At 66.0% G+C, this 12974-nt stretch carries 16 protein-coding genes; 10 read left to right on the top strand and 6 right to left on the bottom strand.

The window, feature by feature from the left end:
• Nucleotides 1–43: 43 nt before the first annotated feature.
• Complete coding sequence (locus EKH81_RS13455) at nucleotides 44–1420, top strand: M28 family metallopeptidase (RefSeq protein WP_132058959.1); 1377 nt, start codon at nucleotides 44–46, stop codon at nucleotides 1418–1420.
• Nucleotides 1421–1460: 40 nt separating this feature from the next.
• Here the strand turns inward: EKH81_RS13455 and truA are convergent, their stop codons facing one another.
• Both truA and EKH81_RS13445 read right to left on the bottom strand, forming a co-directional pair.
• Nucleotides 1461–2258 carry a tRNA pseudouridine(38-40) synthase TruA gene (gene truA, locus EKH81_RS13450; RefSeq protein WP_132058958.1) on the bottom strand — a complete coding sequence of 266 codons (798 nt, stop codon included), beginning with the start codon at nucleotides 2256–2258 and terminating at the stop codon, nucleotides 1461–1463.
• 99 nt (nucleotides 2259–2357) lie between these two features.
• A complete protein-coding gene (locus EKH81_RS13445) occupies nucleotides 2358–2552 on the bottom strand; it encodes a UPF0175 family protein (protein WP_132058957.1) in 195 nt (64 codons plus the stop codon).
• Between the two features lie 171 nt (nucleotides 2553–2723).
• Between EKH81_RS13445 and serS the strand changes: the two genes are divergently transcribed.
• Nucleotides 2724–4082 carry a serine--tRNA ligase gene (gene serS, locus EKH81_RS13440; protein WP_132058956.1) on the top strand — a complete coding sequence of 453 codons (1359 nt, stop codon included), beginning with the start codon at nucleotides 2724–2726 and terminating at the stop codon, nucleotides 4080–4082.
• Here serS and EKH81_RS13435 read toward each other — a convergent pair.
• On the bottom strand, nucleotides 4079–4411 hold the full coding sequence (locus EKH81_RS13435; protein WP_132058955.1) for a nuclear transport factor 2 family protein: 333 nt from the start codon (nucleotides 4409–4411) through the stop codon (nucleotides 4079–4081). The two genes, serS and EKH81_RS13435, sit on opposite strands and share 4 nt — an antisense overlap.
• A 122-nt stretch (nucleotides 4412–4533) precedes the next feature.
• Here EKH81_RS13435 and EKH81_RS13430 point away from each other — a divergent pair, with 122 nt between their 5' ends.
• The 4 genes from EKH81_RS13430 (at nucleotide 4534) to EKH81_RS13415 (ending at nucleotide 8227) form a co-directional block, all read left to right on the top strand.
• On the top strand, nucleotides 4534–5619 hold the full coding sequence (locus EKH81_RS13430) for a DNA primase large subunit PriL (RefSeq protein ID WP_132058954.1): 1086 nt from the start codon (nucleotides 4534–4536) through the stop codon (nucleotides 5617–5619).
• Nucleotides 5620–5760: 141 nt separating this feature from the next.
• Nucleotides 5761–6189 carry a universal stress protein gene (locus EKH81_RS13425; protein WP_132058953.1) on the top strand — a complete coding sequence of 143 codons (429 nt, stop codon included), beginning with the start codon at nucleotides 5761–5763 and terminating at the stop codon, nucleotides 6187–6189.
• A 116-nt stretch (nucleotides 6190–6305) separates the two neighbouring features.
• Nucleotides 6306–7415: a DHH family phosphoesterase gene (locus tag EKH81_RS13420; protein ID WP_132058952.1), complete on the top strand. Its 1110-nt coding sequence runs from the start codon at nucleotides 6306–6308 to the stop codon at nucleotides 7413–7415.
• The gene (locus EKH81_RS13415) at nucleotides 7412–8227 is read left to right on the top strand and encodes a BtpA/SgcQ family protein (protein ID WP_132058951.1); all 816 of its coding nucleotides are present in this window, start codon (nucleotides 7412–7414) and stop codon (nucleotides 8225–8227) included. The genes EKH81_RS13420 and EKH81_RS13415 overlap by 4 nt, the downstream gene beginning before the upstream one ends.
• A 14-nt stretch (nucleotides 8228–8241) precedes the next feature.
• Here the strand turns inward: EKH81_RS13415 and EKH81_RS13410 are convergent, their stop codons facing one another.
• On the bottom strand, nucleotides 8242–9189 hold the full coding sequence (locus EKH81_RS13410; protein WP_132058950.1) for a carbohydrate kinase family protein: 948 nt from the start codon (nucleotides 9187–9189) through the stop codon (nucleotides 8242–8244).
• Between the two features lie 118 nt (nucleotides 9190–9307).
• On the opposite strand from EKH81_RS13410, the gene EKH81_RS13405 reads away from it, so the two are divergent.
• Nucleotides 9308–10045, top strand: a complete 738-nt coding sequence (locus tag EKH81_RS13405) for a hypothetical protein (RefSeq protein ID WP_132058949.1) — start codon at nucleotides 9308–9310, stop codon at nucleotides 10043–10045.
• A gap of 303 nt (nucleotides 10046–10348) precedes the next feature.
• On the top strand, nucleotides 10349–10630 hold the full coding sequence (locus EKH81_RS19610; protein ID WP_238392188.1) for a hypothetical protein: 282 nt from the start codon (nucleotides 10349–10351) through the stop codon (nucleotides 10628–10630).
• 23 nt (nucleotides 10631–10653) lie between these two features.
• Here the strand turns inward: EKH81_RS19610 and EKH81_RS13395 are convergent, their stop codons facing one another.
• Nucleotides 10654–11070 (bottom strand): DUF5807 family protein, encoded by a 417-nt coding sequence (locus tag EKH81_RS13395; RefSeq protein ID WP_132058947.1) that lies wholly within the window; start codon nucleotides 11068–11070, stop codon nucleotides 10654–10656.
• A 56-nt stretch (nucleotides 11071–11126) separates the two neighbouring features.
• Nucleotides 11127–11972: a DUF5806 family protein gene (locus EKH81_RS13390; RefSeq protein WP_132058946.1), complete on the bottom strand. Its 846-nt coding sequence runs from the start codon at nucleotides 11970–11972 to the stop codon at nucleotides 11127–11129.
• Between the two features lie 105 nt (nucleotides 11973–12077).
• Between EKH81_RS13390 and EKH81_RS13385 the strand changes: the two genes are divergently transcribed.
• Together EKH81_RS13385 and EKH81_RS13380 are read left to right on the top strand one after the other, a co-directional pair.
• Complete coding sequence (locus EKH81_RS13385) at nucleotides 12078–12446, top strand: universal stress protein (protein ID WP_132058945.1); 369 nt, start codon at nucleotides 12078–12080, stop codon at nucleotides 12444–12446.
• On the top strand, nucleotides 12443–12967 hold the full coding sequence (locus tag EKH81_RS13380) for a GNAT family N-acetyltransferase (RefSeq protein ID WP_132058944.1): 525 nt from the start codon (nucleotides 12443–12445) through the stop codon (nucleotides 12965–12967). Before EKH81_RS13385 ends, EKH81_RS13380 begins: the two co-directional genes overlap by 4 nt.
• Nucleotides 12968–12974: the final 7 nt, after the last annotated feature.

Raw genomic sequence — 12974 nt, 5'->3', positions numbered from 1 at the left:
CTCAAGGACGCACCTTTTTGGCTCGTCACGGTTACATCCGGCCATGAGCGAGACCGATACGGGCGACGGGGACGCGGACAATGGGGACGCGAACGAGAGGAACGCAGACGACATCGACGCCGTCCTCGGCGGGGCGTGGACCGACGACTACCCGTGGGAGTTCATCACCCGACTCACCGAAATCGAGAGTCGGATGGGCGGCCACCCGGGCGAGCGACGGGCCGCCGACCTCGTGGCCGAGGGGTTCGAGCACGCTGGCGCACGCGAGGTCGAAATCGATTCGTTCGAGATGTGGCGGTGGACCCGAGGAAGTGCCGACCTCGCAGTCACCGACCCGGTCGAGCGCTCGTTCGAGACCATCGCGCTCCCCTACTCGCCGCCGGGTGAGGTCCGGGGCGAACTCGTGGACGCGGGCCACGGCACGCCCGAGGAACTCGACGAACTCGACTTGCAGGGCAAAATCGTGGTCGCCTCGACCACCACCCCGAAGGGGTCGCGGTTCATCCACCGGATGGAGAAGTTCGGCCACGCGGCGGCGGGCGGCGCGAAGGCGTTCGTCTTCCGAAATCACAAGTCCGGCCAGCTTCCGCCGACCGGGTCGCTCAAGTTCGACGCCGAGGCCGCGATTCCGGGCGTCGGCGTGAGCAAGGAGACCGGCGCGTGGCTGACCGACTACGCCGACCGCGGCGCGACCGCGACCCTCCGAGTGGACGCCGCCACCGAGCGCGGGACGAGCCACAACGCCCACGCCGTTCTCGGGCCGGACACCGACGAGGAAATCGTGGTCGTCGGCCACCACGACGCCCACGACATCGCGGAGGGCGCGCTCGACAACGGCTGTGGCATCACCACCGTCGTCACCGCCGCGCACCTGCTCGCGGAGATGGACCTCGACACGAAGGTCCGGGTCGCGGGCGTCGGCTGTGAGGAGGTCGGCCTGCTCGGAGCCGAGACGATGGCCGAGCGCCTCGACCTCGACGACGTTCGGGCGGTCGTGAACATCGACGGCGCGGGCCGATTCCGCGACATGCTGGCGTACATCCACGGCTCGGAGACGATGGCTGACGTGGTTTCGGCGGTGTCCGAGGATGCGAATCAGCCCATCGACACTACCGACCACGTCCACCCCTTCAGCGACCACTGGCCGTTTCTCAAGCGCGAGGTGCCCGCGCTCCAACTCCACAGCGTGAGCGGCGAGCGCGGCAGAGGATGGGGACACACCCACGCCGACACCCGCGACAAGGTGGACGACAGGAATCTCCGGGAACACGCCATGCTCGCGGCCCTGCTGATTCAGGAAGTCGCGGCGACCGACGAGATTCCGCGCCGGAGCGTCGAGGCGGTCGCCGGAGACCTTCGAGACGGCGATTACGAGGAGGGAATGAAGGCCGCGGAAATCTGGCCCGAGGGCTGGGAGTAGCGACGCCAAGTAAACAGTTTCCGTTCCACGATTCGGCTCCTCATTCGCCGATTCGAGTCACAACCTCGCGGGCGACTCGCGCCCCCGTCGCGCGCTCGACGCGCAGGTCGTCGAACACGTTTCGCGACCTCGCCGCGGCCTCCGAATCCGCCGAGAACTCCAACATCGGGTACGCGGCGTCGGTCAGCACGAGCGGGTAGGCTGGCGCTGGTGGAACGCCCTCGGGACCGTCGATTGGCTCCGGTCCCAGCACGCGCTCGATTTTCGCCAAACCCGCATCGCCGGTCGCCACCGCCTGCACGAGCGACACCACTCGGCGGACCATCTCGCGGACGAACCCCCCGGCCCGGAGCGTGAACACCAGATACTCGTCCTCCCGGCGAACGTCGGCCTGCAAGTCTCGCACGGTTCCCCCGTCGTCGGCCGTGAGATTGTGGAAGTCGTTCTCGCCCGAGAGTCGCGAGAGCGCGGATTTTGCCCTGTCGAGGTCGGCATCGGGCGCGTAGCAGTGGTAGACGTACTCGCGCGATTCGGCGTGGTGAGTCGCGTGAAAGCCCTTCGGGGCGTCCGCGCTCGCCCACGCTCGAATCGACGCCGGGAGTTCGGAATTGAACGCGGCGGGGGTGAGCCAGTCGGGACACTCGAACGCGACGGTCTGAGCGACCGCCGAGACCCCGGCGTCGGTTCGGCCCGCCGCGGCGTACCCTTCGGGCGTTCCGTCCGCGACTCCGAGGGCCGCGAGCGCGTCGAACAGTCGGTCCTCGACGGTGGGTACGTCCGGCTGGCGCTGGAAGCCGTAAAACGGGCGACCGTCGTAGGCGACCCGGAAGGCGCGCATCGGGTCGAAGTCAGGGGTGAGGATATTTAAATCGGCGGTCGGCCGCTTGCATACGCTTCGGTGGAGTACCGCGAGATATCGAAGACTCGTTCTCAGGGGTCAGCTTTCTACTGCTGCAAGGTCGATTTCGAGGTCACTTTCGTCGTAGTTCATTTCGACTCCGAACTCATTCAGAATGTCGAGGAAGCACCAAACCGATACGTCGGCTATTTCGGCGGCTCGGCCGAGCGAGACTAACCTCTCTCGGTACAGTTGGATTGCGATTTCGACCTCCGAACGACCGCTGTCGCTCATGTGTGCGTATTTGAACGACGAGTGTAAGAATGCTTGGCTGAGATGTTGTGATGGACCACCCGCGTAGAGGCTTGCGCCAACGACCCTACCATTGACCTTCGTCACACCGTGTCAACCCCTATCCCACGAACGATACGGTTTTTTGCCGGGAGCGGATTGTGGAGAGTAGGAATGCTCGACAGGAACTACATCCGGGACCACCCCGACGAAGTTCGGGCGGCGCTCGAACAGAAGGGCGTCGAGGACGTGGACTTCGACGCGATACTCGACTACGACGAGGAGTGGCGCGAACTCAAGGCTCGCGGCGACGACCTCCGCCACGAGCGAAACCAAGTGAGTAGCAAAATCGGCGAACTCAAGCAGGCCGGAGAACACGAGGAGGCCGACGAGGCCATCGAAACCTCGCAGGAACTCAAGGCCGAACTCGAAAGTGTCGAGGACCGCGCCGCCGAATTAGAGGCGAAACTGGACGACCTCCTGCTCGAACTCCCCCAGATACCCCACGAGGACGTGCCGGTGGGCGACAGCGAGGACGACAACAGAGAGCGCAGACGCGAAGGCTTCGACGACCTGCGCGAACTTCCCGAGGAGGTGACGCCCCACTACGAACTCGGCGAGGAGTTGGACATCATCGACGAGGCGCGCGCCGCCAAAACGACGGGAAGCGGCTTCTACTTCCTCAAGGGCGAGGGCGCGCAGTTGGAGTACGCCCTGCTTCAGTTCATGCTCGAACTCCACCGCGAGCAGGGGTACGTGGACCTGTTCCCGCCGATTCCGGTCAACAGCGAGTCGATGACCGGGACGGGCCAACTCCCGAAGTTCGCGGAGGACGCCTACAAACTGGAGGGCGAGGACCTCTGGCTCTGCCCCACCGCGGAGGTGCCGGTCACGAACATGTACCGCGACGACATCCTCCTCAAAGAAGACCTCCCCATCAAGCATCAGGCCTACACCCCGAACTTCCGGCGCGAGGCGGGCGAACACGGCACCGAGACGCGGGGCATCGTCCGGGTCCACCAGTTCAACAAGGTCGAGATGGTGAACTTCGTGGAACCCGACACGAGCTACGAGGCGTTCGACCGACTCGTGGACGAGGCCGAGGAGGTCCTGCGCCGACTCGACCTGCCCTACAGAATCTTGGAGATGTGTACCGCCGACCTCGGATTCACACAGGCCAAAAAGTACGACATCGAGGTGTGGGCACCCGGCGACGAGATGGACGACGGCCCCGAGGAGGGCGGCCGGTGGCTCGAAGTGTCGTCGGTGTCGAACTTCGAGGACTTTCAGGCCCGGCGCGCCGGACTCCGGTACCGGCCCGAGCGCCACGAGTCGGCCGAGTACATCCACACGCTCAACGGGTCGGGCCTCGCGCTCCCCCGCGTGATGGTCGCCATCCTCGAATACTACCAGAACGACGACGGCACGGTGACGATTCCCGAACCCCTCCGGCCCTACATGGGCGGCAAGGAGGTCATCGAGGGCCACGAGCCAGTCGGCGAGAGCGCGCTCGGCGCGGGCGAGAAGGACTAATCGGTGTACGTTCGAATCTCCGCGATTTTCCCGTCTTCGAACGCGAAAGCGTCCACGAATCCGAACATCTTCTCGCCCCCTGAATCGAACAGGCGGCCTTCGACTGCGACGCGCTCGCCGTCTTCTCCCTCCGCGAACACAGTCGTCACTTCGTGGGAGGTCCTCTTGTTCGGCCGTCCGTCGCGCATGAACCCCACCAGCGTCTCGCGGCCCTCGATGGTTCGGTCCGGGCGGTCGTGGACGACGCCGGGCGCGAGCAACGACGCCAGCGCGTCGTAGTCGTCGGCGTCGATGGCGTCGTAGTAGGCCAGCGCGGTCGCCTCGGTCATACGTGATTGGACGGACCGAGCGCGTATCAAACCCCGCCCGTTTTCGTCGTTCCCGGATCCTCGTCGAAGTCGGACCGTCCGCATTCGCCGCGTTTATCGGGGTCCGCCAAGATTGGGGTCGTATGGACCCGCTTCACGCCCGATACCCGTTCCTCGCGGCGGCCCGCGAGACCGTTCGGGATGCGGACCTCGGTCTCGGAGCCATCGTGGTGAGCGAGGGCGACGACCGCCATCCCGCGGTCGAGCGCGGGGTCGAGCGTGTTCGCCGGGCGCTCCTCGACGGCACGGTCGCGCGTCCGGCGGATTCGCGGCGGTGGGCCACGAGCGCGGAACTCCTCTCGTATCCGGTCGCGCGGGTGCTGGTCTCGTTGTTGGACGCGCCGGGCGCGGTCGAGAAGTACGCCAGCGCGGAGGCCGACACCGCCTACGACCGATTCACCGCCGACTTCGAGAACCCCGACGACGGTCTCAAGAGCACCCCGAACAACGCCATCTCGCTCGACGCCCTCCTCGCGGAGTTCGACCTCGCGCGAGGCGTCGAGGAGACCGGCGACGGCTACCGGGTCGCGGTCGGGCCGTACCTCCGACTGTCGTCGGGACTCGACGGCGACTCGTGGAACCTCGCCACGCGACAGTTGGCCGAGGGGTACGTCGAAGTGGAGGACTCCGAACTCCACCGCCTCCTCCGGGAGGCGGTCCGGATGCGAGTCGCCGAGGGGCTTCCGACGCAGGTCCCCGACGAGATTCGGACCGCGCTGACCGACGAGGTGGCGGAGTTGGAGGACACCTTCTCGGAAATCGACATCTCGCGGAGCATCGACGTGCTCGCGCCCGGCGAGTTCCCGCCCTGCATGGCCGCGCTGCTCGAACGAGCGCGGGCGGGCGAGGACCTTCCGGCCCACTCGAAGTTCGCACTCGTCTCGTTTCTGGCGAGCGCCGGAGCCGAGACCGACGAGATGCTGGCCCTCCTCGGCACCGACGACCCGGTCGAAGCGTCCGAAATCCGGTACCGCGCGGCCCGCGTCGGCGACGAGGCGGGCGCGCAGTACGCCCCGCCGTCGTGCGAGACGATGGCCGCCTACGGCGACTGCGTGAACACGGACGACCGGTGTGAGACGGTTTCGCATCCGCTGACCTACTACGAGGACGCGCTCGCGGACGCGGGAGAAATCGAGGACTGGCGCGAGAACCGGGAAGCAGAGTCGTAGCCGGAGTTTTTCGACGACTGGCACACGGTCGGCGCGCGTAGTTCTGCGCGCGCCGACCGCCAATGTTCGTACCGGCCGCTCGACCTCGCGCCGACAGCCGACTCACCGAACTTTAAGAGGTGCCCGGCGGTAGAGGCGGACATGATAGACACCGTCGTCATCGCTACCGACGGCTCCGAGAGCGTGACGCGGGCCGTAGAGGTCGCGCTCGACCTCGCCGAACGGTTCGACGCCGCGGTTCACGCGCTGTACGTCGTGGACGCTGGCGAGGTCGAGTCCTCGCCCGAGAAACTCCGCGAGGAGCTTCGTGCGGCGCTGGAGTCCCAGTCCGAGGACGCGCTCGACGCCGTGCGCGACCACGCCGACCGCGAACTCACGACCGCGGTTCGGGAGGGCCACCCCGCGGTCGAAATCACCGAGTACGCCCGCGAACAGGACGCCGACCTCGTGGCGACCGGAACCCGCGGCCGCCACGGCGAGAATCGGTTTCTCATCGGGAGCGTCGCCGAGCGCGTCGTCCGGTCGTGTCCCGTGCCCGTGCTGACGGTGCGGCAGTTGGCCGACGACTGAGTTCCGACTGGCCGGGCGAGGCTCCGAGTTTCGCGGTCTCCGACCGGCCGCTGGCCGGTCGGAGACCGCCAGACCACAACCGGGGCTTCTTTCCTGCCCCGCCCGGAAGAGGACGTATGAAAGACTGGGTCATCGACGACGACAATCTCTCGCTCGAACGCAAGTCCATCCTCCCTGGCGAGGGATTCTTCGTCCCCGACTCCATCGAGGAGGCCAAAGAGGAAGCCGAGGCGGAGGCCGAACTGACCGGCGCGGACGTGGCGGTCGTGGCCGACCCCGACGCCGACGGACTGGCCTGCACCGCGCTCGTCCGAGAAGTGTACGGCGACGCCGCCCTCATTCCGGCGGGACCACACGACCTCGAAGACGCGCTCGAACGGGTCGCCGACTACACCGAACCCGGCGCGCGAGTGTTCATTTGTGACCTCTGTCCCGACACCTACGACGAGGTCGGCGAGACGCTCCCGACCGTGGTCGAGCGGGCGAACGAGGTTCGGTGGTTCGACCACCACCAGTGGGACGACACCGTGGCCGAGGCGGTCCGAGGCGCGGGCGTGAGCCTCGTGGTCGGCGACAGCGACGAGGAGTGTACGGCCGACGTGGCGGTTCGCGCACTGGACTACGACTTCCCGAACTACCTTTCGGAACTCGCGGTCGTCACCCGCGACCACGACCTCTGGCTTCGCGAGGACCCCCGGAGCGACGACCTCGCGGACTTCTCCTACTGGGCCGACCCCGAGGAGTACATCGAAGTCGTCGCCGAACACGGCGCGAATCTGCCCGAGGACATCGAGGAGTTCCTCGCCGAGATGCGCGTCGAGAAGGACGCGCTCATCGAGAAGGCGGTCGCCCGCGCCGACATCGAGGAGGTCGGACCGTGGACGGTCGGCGTGACCTACGGCCGGTGTTCGCAGAACGAGGTCGCCGAGGCGCTCCGCCAGCAGGGGACCGACGCCGCGGTCATCGTCAAGCCCTCGGGGAGCGCCTCGATTCGGGGCACCGACGAGTTCGAGCGATGCCACGAGGTCGCCGGGCAGGTCGGGGGCGGCGGCCACCCGAAGGCCGCGGGGTGCAAGCCCGCCATCTACGACGACATGCTCGACTACGCCCACCACTGGACGACTCGCGGCGCGGTGACCAAGCAAGTAATCGTGGAGGCGTTCTGGAATCTGGAGTGGGACGAGGAGGCGGAGGCAGACGAATCCGAAGAGGACGGCAACGAATGACGACGCTCGACGCCATCGGCGCCGACAACCCCGTCGTCGGGATGGTCCACCTCGGTCCGCTCCCCGCCGCACCGAAATTCGACGGCGACTTCCGAGCAGTCCGAGAGGCCGCCCTGCGGGACGCCCGCCGACTCGAATCCGGCGGCGTGGACGCCCTGATGGTCGAGAACTTCGGAGACGCGCCGTTCTACCCCGACGACGTACCCAAACACGTCGTCGCGTCGATGACCCGCGTTGCCACGGAACTCCGCGAGGCAGTGGACCTCCCCATCGGAATCAACGTCCTTCGGAACGACGCGGCGGCCGCGCTCTCGGTCGCGGCCGCCGCGGACGCCGCGCTCGTCCGGGTGAACGTCCACGTCGGCGCGCGCGTGACCGACCAAGGAATCGTCGAGGGGCAGGCCCACGAGACGGTACGACTGCGCGAGCGCCTCGATTCGGACGTGGCGATTCTCGCGGACCTCGACGTGAAACACTCCGCAGCCCTCGCGGAGCGCCCCCTCGACGCGGAAGCCGTCGCCGAACCAATCGAGCGCGGACTCGCGGACGGCGTCGTCGTTAGCGGCGCGGGCACGGGCCATGCGGTCGCGACCGACCACCTCGAAGCGGTCGTCGAGGCCCGCGACGGCGCGAACATCGACGCCCCGGTCTTGGTGGGGAGCGGCACGACCACCGAGAACGTCGCCGACCTGCTCGACATCGCGGACGGAGTCATCGTCGGCACCGCGCTCAAGGAAGGCGGCGAGACGACCGCTCCGGTGGACGAGGTGCGGGTCGAAGAATTGGTGGCGGCCGCGGACGAGGCTCGTTAATCGGGAGTCGTTCGCTACTCCGAATCGAGCAGGTTTTGCACTTCTTTTCGGGTCGCCAGTCCGCCGCGCGCGCCCTCCGCAGTGCAGTTGAGCGCGGCCGCGGCCGCCGCGAATCGCCCGGACTCCGCCACCGGCCGACCCTCGAGAAGCCACGCGTGGAGCAGGCCCGCGGTGAATGCGTCGCCTGCGCCGGTCGTGTCGGCGGCGTCCACGTCGAACGCCGAAATTTCGAATACGTCGTCGCCGTCGAGCAGGAGCGCGCCGTCGGTCCCGCAGGTGACCGCGGCCCGGCGGACGCCCCGAGCGCGGAGTTCTTCGACGGCTTCGCGCGGTCCGACTCCGAGGTACGACCGGGCCGACACCTCGTTGGCGACGAACAGGTCGCAAATCGGCAGGAGCGCGTCGATGGTTTCGGGGCGAGTCGCGCGGCCGTCGAGTTCCGAGAGCGGTCCCGAGAGGTCGAACGCGAACGGCGGGAAGGGGTCGGAGTCGGCGTCGGGACTTTCGACGGCGTCCACGAGGTCGGAGACGACGGCGTCCGGCGCGTAGGCGCTCGTGAAAATCACGTCTGCCCCCCGGACGTAATCGAGGTCCCGGGCGTCGAGTCGAAGCTTCGGAACGCTCTGGCCGCCCGCGATAATCATTCGCTCGCCGTCGGGGTCGCGCAGAATCATCGAGTAGGAGGTCTGCTCGTCGCCCCGAGTGACCCTGCTGGCGTCGATGGCGCGCTCGCGGAGGTCCGCGAGGACGCGGTCGCCAGCCTCGTCGTCACCGACGCGCGAGACGACGCCCGTCTCGCGGCCCAACTCCGAGAGGCCCGCCGCGACGTTCGCGGCGACCCCGCCGATTGCGGTGGATTCCTCGCGGACGAACGCGCCGCCGTCGGGTTCGGGGAGGTTCGTGAGCGCGTAGATACGGTCCACGACCGCGCTTCCGACCGCGACCGCGTCGAAGTCGGTCATCCGCGTTCCTCACTCATATAAGTCACTGTCGGTCACGGGGAGTAAGACTGCTGTGATTGCGTGCGGGTTCTCTTCCAGCGCGTAAATTACTAATACTATAACGCGGAAGTAATTCCACGTGAATAGGAAGCGGCTCGGTTCGTTCAATATCTACGACGTCTTCGCGAATATCGTTCCCGGAGTCGTGTTTCTGATCGGACTTTCGTTCCCGTTTAAACTCCAGCAGTTCGTCGGCGAGGGAGCGAACGCTGCGATTGCAGTCACGTTGTTCCTCTTTCTTTCGCTCGTCGTGGGGCAAATATTGCAGGCTATCGGCGGTTGGGCCGACGGCGACCACGGCTTCTCCCTGCTCGTCCAGGATATCGTTCACCGTCGTTCCGAATCTAGATTCGACTGTACCGAGTTCGACGAGTACTTTGTGGTCCTGTGCCACGACACGTTCGGGCTGTCCGCCGAGTTCGACGACTACTCGCGCCTATTCAAGCTGTTACTTGCGTATCTCGAATACTCCGGACGTACTCGTGCACTTCGCATGCAGGCTCTGTATCTCCTCGCACGTGGGGTGTGGGTCGGGACAGGGTTGCTCATCATCTGGTTCGTGACGCTTTTCGTCTCGTTCGAGTTCGATTACCTGACAGCCGCGTCCTTGGAGATGGTGAACCTGCAACTAGCGGATTTCCGGAGTACGACGGCTATATTTCTCGCGTTCGCCGTTACGGCTGTCATCGGACTGGTGTTCGCCACAATCAGAAAGGAGTTAGAGGATGACTGGATTAGTTACGCAATTACAGAGTTCTATTTAGACGCGGTGACTTCCCAAAAGTACCGGCAAGGTCGACAAAATACGCAACTTTAACAGTATGCCCACAGATACAAGCCAGTTGAACTGTAATATGACAGTCGGAGGTCGCGGAGAATGAAGAGCGTCGTAGTCCGTTTCGTTCGTGCCGTTCGCACGAACGCGCTACTCGGCGTCCTGTTCGCGCTGCCAGCGGTAGTGTTGTCTTCGGTTCTCTTTCCCGATGGCGTCGGATATCTAGTGATATCCACGACGGTCCTGGTCCTGTTCGTCTCCGCGAAGCGAATCAATACGTCCGACGAGAGTCGACTCGACATCGAAGAGCTATCCGACCGCGCGCAGGTCCGGCTACTCGGGCTTATGCTCGTGTCGACGGTCGTGGCAGTGACCGCACAGTTACTGGCAGTCGTCGCTCTGGCCGAACTGTCGACCGTCCTGTTCGGTCCGACGCTCCTCCCTATCGGCATCGCCGTGCTTTTCCCGGTCGTCGACCGTCGGGTCGGAAGCGTGCATTCGCTACTTTCGATTGGCGGAATAACCGCGTGGTTCGTCTTTCGAACAGCCGGTTGGTACTACAGTCAGAACGGGACGATACGGGACTCGGGGCTGTCCCTCTCGGCGGACGAGAAAATGCTCTACTGACGACGAGCTTCTCGGAGGTGCTCTCAGTTCGTTCCGTCAGCGACCCACTTGTCGGCGTACGCCGTCCCGCAATCGCAGTAGGCGTAGGCATGAATCACGTCGCCTTCAGCGTACAGACCGCCGACCTCCTCGTTTTCGGCCTCGGCGAACGCGAAGATGAATTCGGGGTCGCCGTCACAGTCGGGACACGTGCCGCCCGCGAGGTCGCGGTCGATATCGCCGTCGGTGCCCATCGCTCGCTTCGCGAACCCCATCGCGTCCATCCCGGTCGCGGTCTGGAACACGCTCCGGCCCTGTTCGCCCTCGACCACCAGCACGACGCCGCGGTCGGTGTCCTCGCCGTGTTTGGCGAGACCGTCGCCCTCGACGAACGAGTCCGCGAGGTAGAGCGCCACGTCGTCGGGTCGGTCGCCCGCGAGGAACTGCTCGCGCTTGTGCATACTCCGGGTAGGAAGCGAGTCGGGAAAAACGCCGTGCTATCGTTTCGGTCGTGCGGTCAGTCGTCGGCCGACTCCATCTCGTGGCCGCAGTGCGGACATTCGAGTTCGTCGTGGCGGAGCTGTTCGCTCGCCGACTGGACCTCGCGCATCACGCTCGAAATCCGGTCCTCGGCTTCGAGTTCCTCCTCGACCGACAAATCGACGCCCTCGACTTCGAGCAGGAACTTCGCCACCTCGGTCACCTCGTACATCGTGTCGTCGAGTTCCTCGGCGGTGAAAAAGCCCGACATCGCGCCGTAGAGGAAGGTGGCTCCGGCCTGCCGGACCTTGTCCTCGAACGACGACCGGGCCTGATTGACCGCCTGCGGGGTGTAGGTGTCGGTCATGAACGGCACCAACTCGGGCAGATTCTCGCCGATTTTCGTCATCTCGACCCCGGTCTCGGTCCGGAAGTCCGCACAGAGTCGGGCGATGGCCCACTCGCGGGCGGTGATGTACGTCCGCTCGCGCAGGAACTCGTTGACCCGGTCGTACTCCGCGCCGTCCATCTTCTTGAATCGCTCGTACTTGCGGACGTCTGACGGGACGGTGTTTTCGGGGGGTGTTTCGTCGGCATCTTCGGAAGACGACTCCTCGACGTCGGGCGCGTCCTCGGTATCGGACGCTTCCTCGGCGTCATCGCTTTCCTCGTCGCCCGAAACATCCTCGGTCGCCGACGCCGCCTCGGACGCCGAGGCGGCGTCGGCGTCGTCCGCGGTCGGTTCGTCGTCGGAGTCGTCTCGCGCAGACTCGCGTTCGGAAACCGCTGGCTCCGCGGTCGGCGAGTCGCCTCGCGACTCGCCGACCGCCTGTTCGGCGTCCTGTCGTTCGTTTTCCGGCGGACGCGACGGGTCGTTCGGCATGCGTCGGGGTTACGGGGGCAGGTGGAAAAGCGTGTCGTCTGTCGGGGGTTCCCACGGCGTTCGGACCGCACAACTGTTTTTACGGATGGGGCGGTTGGGTCGAATATGAACGTCCTGCTCGGCATCGGCGGAAGCGACGACTCGATTCGCGCGCTCGAACGCACCGTCTCGCGCGCGAAGGCGGCGGGCGACGAACTCACCGTCGCTATCCTCGAAAATCCCGAGAGCGACCGCGAACCGTCCAACATCGAGACCCGCGTCCGCGACACGCTCGCGGACGCCGGGTTCGACGCCGAGGTCCGACACGTCTCGGGCGACCCCGGTCCCGAACTCGTGGACCTCGCCGAGAGCGACGGGTACGACCAAGTCGTCCTCGGCGGCGGCCAGCGAAGCCCGATGGGGAAGATTCAGCTCGGCCACATCGCGGAGTTCGTCCTGCTGAACTCCCCCGTCACCGTGACCCTGGTACGATGAGTCCGGACGACAGCGAGTACCCCGACGGCACGGCGGGGTCGTTCCCCGAGCCGCCGGTCTCGTTCGCCGATAGGGAGGGCCGCGACATCGAGATTCGCCCCTACGACGAGGACGAATTCGAAGAAGTCGTGGAGATGTACGTCGATTTCGACCCGGCGGACCGCGCGCAGGGAATCCCGCCAGCTACCGAGGAGCGCGTCCGCGACTGGCTCGAAACCCTGTTCGAGGGACTGAACGTCGTGGCGTGGCACGGCGACCGGGCGGTCGGCCACGCCACCCTCGTTCCGGGCGGTAACGACGACCACGAGCTCGCCATCTTCGTGCATCAGGACTACCAGCGCGCCGGAATCGGGTCGCGGCTCATCCGCGCCTTGCTCGGGCACGGCCGCGCGAACGGCGTCGGGAAGGTGTGGCTTACGGTCGAGCGGTGGAACCACGCCGCGGTGGGTCTCTACGAGTCGGTCGGCTTCGAGACGTACGGTGCCGAGAGCTTCGAGAAGGAGATGGCGCTGCGGCTCTGAGTTCGGA

This window comes from Halorussus amylolyticus (assembly GCF_004143485.2).
Classification (GTDB): domain Archaea; phylum Halobacteriota; class Halobacteria; order Halobacteriales; family Haladaptataceae; genus Halorussus; species Halorussus amylolyticus.
This window is presented reverse-complemented; position numbering and strand designations above follow the sequence as displayed.

Excerpts from the sequence above, each read along its gene's own strand:
- EKH81_RS13455 (WP_132058959.1), top strand. The coding sequence starts at position 44 with ATGAGCGAGACCGATACGGGCGACGGGGACGCGGACAATGGGGACGCG.
- truA (WP_132058958.1), bottom strand. The coding sequence starts at position 2,258 with ATGCGCGCCTTCCGGGTCGCCTACGACGGTCGCCCGTTTTACGGCTTC.
- EKH81_RS13445 (WP_132058957.1), bottom strand. The coding sequence starts at position 2,552 with ATGAGCGACAGCGGTCGTTCGGAGGTCGAAATCGCAATCCAACTGTAC.
- serS (WP_132058956.1), top strand. The coding sequence starts at position 2,724 with ATGCTCGACAGGAACTACATCCGGGACCACCCCGACGAAGTTCGGGCG.
- EKH81_RS13435 (WP_132058955.1), bottom strand. The coding sequence starts at position 4,411 with ATGACCGAGGCGACCGCGCTGGCCTACTACGACGCCATCGACGCCGAC.
- EKH81_RS13430 (WP_132058954.1), top strand. The coding sequence starts at position 4,534 with ATGGACCCGCTTCACGCCCGATACCCGTTCCTCGCGGCGGCCCGCGAG.
- EKH81_RS13425 (WP_132058953.1), top strand. The coding sequence starts at position 5,761 with ATGATAGACACCGTCGTCATCGCTACCGACGGCTCCGAGAGCGTGACG.
- EKH81_RS13420 (WP_132058952.1), top strand. The coding sequence starts at position 6,306 with ATGAAAGACTGGGTCATCGACGACGACAATCTCTCGCTCGAACGCAAG.
- EKH81_RS13415 (WP_132058951.1), top strand. The coding sequence starts at position 7,412 with ATGACGACGCTCGACGCCATCGGCGCCGACAACCCCGTCGTCGGGATG.
- EKH81_RS13410 (WP_132058950.1), bottom strand. The coding sequence starts at position 9,189 with ATGACCGACTTCGACGCGGTCGCGGTCGGAAGCGCGGTCGTGGACCGT.
- EKH81_RS19610 (WP_238392188.1), top strand. The coding sequence starts at position 10,349 with ATGCTCGTGTCGACGGTCGTGGCAGTGACCGCACAGTTACTGGCAGTC.
- EKH81_RS13395 (WP_132058947.1), bottom strand. The coding sequence starts at position 11,070 with ATGCACAAGCGCGAGCAGTTCCTCGCGGGCGACCGACCCGACGACGTG.
- EKH81_RS13390 (WP_132058946.1), bottom strand. The coding sequence starts at position 11,972 with ATGCCGAACGACCCGTCGCGTCCGCCGGAAAACGAACGACAGGACGCC.
- EKH81_RS13385 (WP_132058945.1), top strand. The coding sequence starts at position 12,078 with ATGAACGTCCTGCTCGGCATCGGCGGAAGCGACGACTCGATTCGCGCG.
- EKH81_RS13380 (WP_132058944.1), top strand. The coding sequence starts at position 12,443 with ATGAGTCCGGACGACAGCGAGTACCCCGACGGCACGGCGGGGTCGTTC.